We start from the raw sequence: 5,886 nt of genomic DNA, 5'->3' as shown, positions 1-5,886 counted from the left end.
CCTGGACCGCGAGGGCGGCAATCGCTTTTTCAACGACAAGGCCGCGCCCAAACCGATCGAGCTGTTCGACTACTGCCGCACCCATCTCCCGCCGCGCGTCGGCGACGAAGTCTACCCGGTCTGGACCCGCTATTGGCCGGCGGCCCAGAGCATGCTGCTGCCCGACTGCATCCTGGACGGGCGCCCGCAACGCATCCGCGCCCTGCTGGCGATGGGCATCAACACCGCCATGTGGCCCAACTCCAAGCGGATGGAGCAGGCGCTCGGCGCGCTTGACTTTTTCGTCGCGACGGACTTCTTTCACAATCCGGCTACACGCATGGCCGACTTCGTGCTGCCCGCGGCGACCAGCCTGGAGCGCCCTGCGCTGATCGCCTATCCCGGCTGCGCCTACCAGGGCGAGCTGCGCTATCGCCGGCCGGTCGTCGCGCCCAAGGGCGAGGCGCGGCCGGACGGCGAGATTTTCCTGCAGCTCGGCGTGCGACTCGGCATGGCCGAGCAGTTCTGGAACGGCGATCTCGAGGCCTCTTGGGCCGAGGCGGCGGAGGGCATCCCGGAGGAGATCCGACGGGAGGTCTACGACAATCCGGACGGCGTGGTCGTTTATGCCGAGGCGATCGAGGATCTGGTCGAGAGCGGATTCATGGACGCCGATCGGCTCTATCGGCTGCGCGGTTTCCGCACGCGGTCCGGCAAGGTCGAGTTCGACTCGATCGAGCTGCGCGAGGCCGGTCACGACGGACTGCCGATCTATCGCGAGCCGGCCGAGAGCCCGCTCTCGACGCCCGCGCTGGCTGTCGATTATCCACTGGTCCTGACCAGCGGGGCACGCACCAAGTTCGACACTCATTCCCAGCACAACTACATCGAGCGGATGCGTCGCGCGATCCCCCATCCCTTGGCCGAGATCCATCCGGACGACGCCGCACCGCGCGGCATCGACAACGGCGATCACGTCATGGTCAGCTCCCCGCGCGGGGCGGTGCGCTTCCTCGCCAAGGTGACCGACCGGATCAAGCCGGGTGTGGTGCACTGTACCCACGGTCGCAACGACGCCAACATCAACGAGCTGACAGACGACCGCCACCTGGATCCAATCAGCGGGTTTCCGCCGTTCAAGTCGCTGCTGTGTCAGGTAGAGCGGGTGGTTTAAGCCTCCAGCCTCCAGCCGAGAGGATGCTGGGCTGGGGGCGTCAGCCACTAAGCCTTCAATGTCTCTTGAGCTCGAATCGCTGAAAGCTGAAAGCGAATGAGCAGGCGGCAGGCAGCCGGAAGCCGGAAGCACCTAACTCACCCCACACGAGGTCCCCACATCGTGCCCTTCATCGGCGTCCTACCCGAACGCGAGTCACTGTTCCGACCTTCACCCAGGCGCGATGTCGGGGTGAACGACGCCGCTGCCTGGCGTCTGAACCCGGCGCATCGACAGGTCTACGACAAGCTGTGGCTCGCGCTCGACGCGGGTCTGCGTGCGGCGCCCTGCGGTGTCGACCCGCGTGACTGCGGGATTGCGAAGGATACGCAGGTCTTCGTCAAGCCCATCGTCAACCTCGCCGGTATGGCGGTGCGTGCGCGTGCCGTGCCGGCCGATGCCGTACCGAACGAGGCGGGTAGCTTCTGGTGCGAGCAGCTCGAAGGTGCGCATACCAGCAGTGATTGTTTGGTGCAGGACGGACGCGCGGTCTGGTTTGCCCATACGCGTGGCTCGGACGCCAAAGATCGAGAGCGCCCGGTTTACTGGGAGGTCGGGGCCGCTCTCCCGGACCTGGAGCCGGTGATTGCGGACTGGGTTTCCCGCCGTCTGAAGGGTTACAGCGGTCTATGCAACCTGGAGATGATCGGCGGGCGACCGATCGAGGTCCATCTGCGGGGCTCGAACGGTTTCTTTGATTTCTACGGTCCCGGCTTCATCCCGGCCTGGGTCGCGCTGATCGACGGGCCCGCTTTCACACCGCCGCCGCCGATCCCGGGCGGTTTCGTGATCTCGGTCTTCGGCGAGGTGGCGATCGACGAGTCGCAACGCGAGGCGGCGGCCGAGCAGGGCGTCCGTATCGATCTAGACCACCATACCGCTGATCGCGCGGCCGTCCTGCGCTGCTCGGACAAAGATGCCGGGCTGGATGTCCTGCGGAAACTGACGGGACGTAGCCCGGCTTAGGATCCACACGAACAACCACCCCGAAGCCTTAAAAATTTATATGGGTTTGCATGGGTTTGCATGGGTTTGTAGAGGCAACTTTAATCGCCCACACATCGGCAGATCGTCTCCCGGAAATCGCCTCAACCACCGACCTGGCGCGGCCCGGTCTCGCTGAGTCCTCGGATGATTCGGTCTTCGAGCCAGTAGTGAGCACGCCACGGCCAGGGGCCGTCGATGAAGCCGACATGACCCCCATGATCGGCGAGCTCGAGGGTGATGCCGGGTCCGAGCTCATGCTCCCAAGGGATGGTGGTCGGGAACATGAAAGGATCATCGACCGCCTGGATGATGAGTGTCGGTGTTCGGATGGCCGGCAGATACTGCCGGCAGCTCGCGCGGCTGTAGTAATCGAAGACGCCCTCGAACCCGTTCAGGGGCGCGGTGACCCGGTCATCGAAGGCGTTGAAGTCCTGGATCGCGTCAAGATCCACGGTGAGCGGGAAGTGTCGTCCCGCGAACTTCCGCCGCAGACTAACCTTGAGCTTTTTCAGCAAATGGCGCTGATAAATCTTCGAGAACCCGATATCGAGTCTGAGCATGGCATCGCGCAGCACAAAGGGGACGGAGACCGCGATGGCGTGTCCGACGGCGGGCTCCTCGGTCTCGCCGAGGTATTTCAGCAGAAGGTTGGCGCCGAGCGAAAACCCGATCGCTGCGGCCGGTGCACCCTCGGGATCGGACCCGAGGACATCGAGTACCTCGGCCAGGTCTTCTGTGGCACCCGAGTGGTATGCGCGATCGAGCCTGTTCGGCTCATGGGAGCAACCACGCAGGAACATGAAGATCGGTTGATAGCCCTCGCGCTGCAGACGGGCGACCAGGGTCGCGGCATAGTGCGACTCGAGACCGCCCTCCAGGCCGTGGATCACCAGGATCCGCGGTCCGGTCCCATGGCCGATCGCCAGGTCGACGAAATCCCCGTCGGCCAGCTCGATCCGGCGGCGCGCGAGATCGGGTTGCGGGCGGGGTCGCGACAGGCTCGGCCAAAGCGTCTGCAGATGCGCCCCGGGAAGCCACCATGCGGGTCGGAAGTGACTGCGTGTGATCAAACCCATAGCCCGCGAATTCTCCAGTGATCCAGACCTTCCTGCATCGGCTCGTACCCGATGGACCCAAAGCCGTAGGATGGGTTGTAGAAGGGTCCGCAGATTGAGAGGCGGCCCAGTTGTCCCATATACTGGGAGCCTTCAGGGTACCATTCGACCCCGCGAGCTTGACCAAGGAATCGACCATGCGAACACGTCTCTCGATCCTGATCGCCGCACTGCTCTGCAGTCTGGCATCGGCGAGCCAAGCCGAGGATCTGCTGCAGATCTACGATCTTGCCGTTCAAAGCGACCCCCAGATCCGGCAAGCCGAGCAGGAGCTGTTCGCAACCCGTGAGGTCAAGCCTCAGGCGCGCTCTCTTCTGTTGCCGAATCTGAGCGTCGTCGGCACGGTGGACTATCAAAACGTCGATGCGAGCGGAACCAGCAGTTTCGGGACGAGTTTCAGCAGAAACGATACCTTCAGCACCCAGGGTGCCCAAGCCGTCGTCAGCCAAACGGTCTACAACCGGGCCAATTGGATGACCCTGAAACAGACCGACAACATCATTGCCCAAGCCGAGGCCCAATACCGCGACGCCCAGATCTCCTTGATGGTCGATACGGCAGATCGCTATTTCGGGGTCCTGCGAGCCGCCGATGCGGTGACCGTACAGGAAGCACTGGTGCGCGCGGACGAGCGTCAGCTCGAGCAATCCCGGCAGCGCTTCGAGGTCGGCTTGGTTGCCATCACGGATGTGAACGACAGCCAGGCTGCATACGACCGTTCGCGCGCCAACCTGATCACGGCGAAAAACGATCTCGACAATGCCTGGCAGGCGCTCCTCACCATCGTCGGTCCGATCCAGGTGCCGCTCGCGCGCCTCGGCGACACGCTGCCGTTGACCCCGCCCGAGCCCAACAACATCGAGATTTGGGCCGAAACGGCCGGGCGCTCGAACTACGGCATCATCGCCGCGAGCGAGGCGGTGAGTGCGGCCAAGAAGGGGATCCAGATCGAGCGTTCGGGGTATTACCCGTCGGTGAACCTGCAGGCCGGCTACGACGTCGCGCGATCGGGTGCCGAATTCAACACGGATTCGGACACCGGGTTCGTCGGGCTCACGCTCAACGTGCCCATTTATCAGGGCGGCGCGGTCGCCTCGAGGACGCGCCAGGCCGGGTTCAATTTCCGCGCCTCGCAGGATCAGCTCGACGCGACACGCCGGCAGGTCGATCAACAGGTCAAGGACGCCTTTCGCGGTGTCATCTCGAGCATTGAGGACGTGAAGGCGCGTCAAGCCGCGGTCGTCTCGGCGAGGTCATCGCTCGAATCCACCGAAGCAGGCCAAGAGGTCGGTACCCGCACCCAGGTCGATGTCCTGAATGCGCAACGTTTGCTGTTCCAGGCCGAATTCGATTACTTGAGCTCGCGTTACGACTACATCCTCAACGGTGTCCGCCTGCACCAAGCAACCAGCACACTGACGCGGGAGATCCTCGCGCGCGGCAATGCCTGGCTCAATCCCGCAGACACGATCGCCCCGCTGGCGTACTGAACCATGTCCGGCAACAGCTTCGGGCGGGTCTTCGTCTTCACCAGCTTCGGCGAGAGTCACGGTCCGGCCATCGGCGGTGTCGTCGACGGCTGTCCGCCCGGGCTTGCGCTTGAAGCGGCGGATCTGCAGCACGATCTGGATCGTCGCAAGCCCGGCCAGTCGCGTCACACCACCCAGCGACGCGAGTCCGATACGGTGGAGATCCTCTCGGGTGTGTTCGAGGGCCGCACCACGGGTGCTCCGATCGGTCTACTGATCCGCAACGAAGATCAGCGCTCGAAGGATTACTCCGAGATCGCCGCGCGCTATCGCCCCGGACACGCCGACTACACCTACGATCAGAAATACGGCCGACGCGACTATCGTGGTGGCGGGCGATCCTCCGCGCGCGAAACCGCCGTGCGGGTCGCGGCCGGGGCGATCGCCAAGAAGTATCTGGCCGAGCACGCCGGGATCTCGGTGCGCGGGTATCTGTCGCAACTCGGCCCGATTCGGCCTGCGAGCCTCGATTGGGATCAGGTCGAGCGCAACCCCTTCTTCTGCCCCTGTGCCGAGACGGTGCCTCGTCTCGAGGCGTACATGGACGATCTGCGAAAAGAAGGTAACTCGATCGGCGCGGCCATCACGGTCGTGGCGAGCGGCATGCCGACCGGTCTCGGCGAGCCTGTCTTCGATCGGCTCGATGCCGACATCGCACACGCCATGATGAGCATAAACGCCGTGAAGGGTGTGGAGATCGGCGCCGGTTTCGCCTGCGTCGAGCAGAAGGGCACCGAGCACCGCGACGAGATGACTCCCGAGGGGTTTCTCTCCAACCACGCCGGCGGCATCCTCGGCGGCATATCATCGGGTCAGGACGTGCTGGTGCGCATCGCGTTGAAGCCGACCTCCAGCATCCGGCTGCCGGGACGCACCATCGACACTTCAGGTCAGGCGACGGAGGTGGTGACCAAAGGCCGACATGATCCCTGCGTGGGCATTCGGGCCACGCCCATCGCCGAGGCGATGCTTGCATTGGTCCTGATGGATCACCTGCTGCGGCATCGGGGCCAAAACGCCGGCGTGGTACCGCCTACCCCGTCCATCCCCGCCTAAGCCGGTT

Annotated in this window: 5 protein-coding genes; 4 read left to right on the top strand and 1 reads right to left on the bottom strand. The window is 64.2% G+C overall.

Annotated features, from left to right (window positions below; translation table 11 throughout):
* Nucleotides 1-1,153: molybdopterin dinucleotide binding domain-containing protein (locus tag GPT33_RS14970; protein WP_296810289.1), on the top strand; the 1,153-nt coding region annotated here is incomplete at its 5' end.
* A 162-nt stretch (nt 1,154-1,315) separates the two neighbouring features.
* On the top strand, nt 1,316-2,158 hold the full coding sequence (locus tag GPT33_RS14965) for a hypothetical protein (protein WP_296810288.1): 843 nt from the start codon (nt 1,316-1,318) through the stop codon (nt 2,156-2,158).
* A gap of 122 nt (nt 2,159-2,280) precedes the next feature.
* Here the strand turns inward: GPT33_RS14965 and GPT33_RS14960 are convergent, their stop codons facing one another.
* A complete protein-coding gene (locus tag GPT33_RS14960; RefSeq protein WP_296810286.1) occupies nt 2,281-3,255 on the bottom strand; it encodes a hydrolase in 975 nt (324 codons plus the stop codon).
* A gap of 176 nt (nt 3,256-3,431) precedes the next feature.
* On the opposite strand from GPT33_RS14960, the gene GPT33_RS14955 reads away from it, so the two are divergent.
* Both GPT33_RS14955 and aroC read left to right on the top strand, forming a co-directional pair.
* Nucleotides 3,432-4,784, top strand: coding sequence for a TolC family outer membrane protein (locus GPT33_RS14955; protein ID WP_296810284.1), 1,353 nt, complete (start codon nt 3,432-3,434; stop codon nt 4,782-4,784).
* A gap of 3 nt (nt 4,785-4,787) precedes the next feature.
* On the top strand, nt 4,788-5,879 hold the full coding sequence (aroC, locus tag GPT33_RS14950) for a chorismate synthase (protein WP_296810282.1): 1,092 nt from the start codon (nt 4,788-4,790) through the stop codon (nt 5,877-5,879).
* Nucleotides 5,880-5,886 lie beyond the last annotated feature (7 nt).

It is taken from the genome of Thiocapsa sp. (assembly GCF_011390875.1).
In the GTDB taxonomy this organism is placed as follows: Bacteria; Pseudomonadota; Gammaproteobacteria; order Chromatiales; family Chromatiaceae; genus Thiocapsa.
This window is presented reverse-complemented; position numbering and strand designations above follow the sequence as displayed.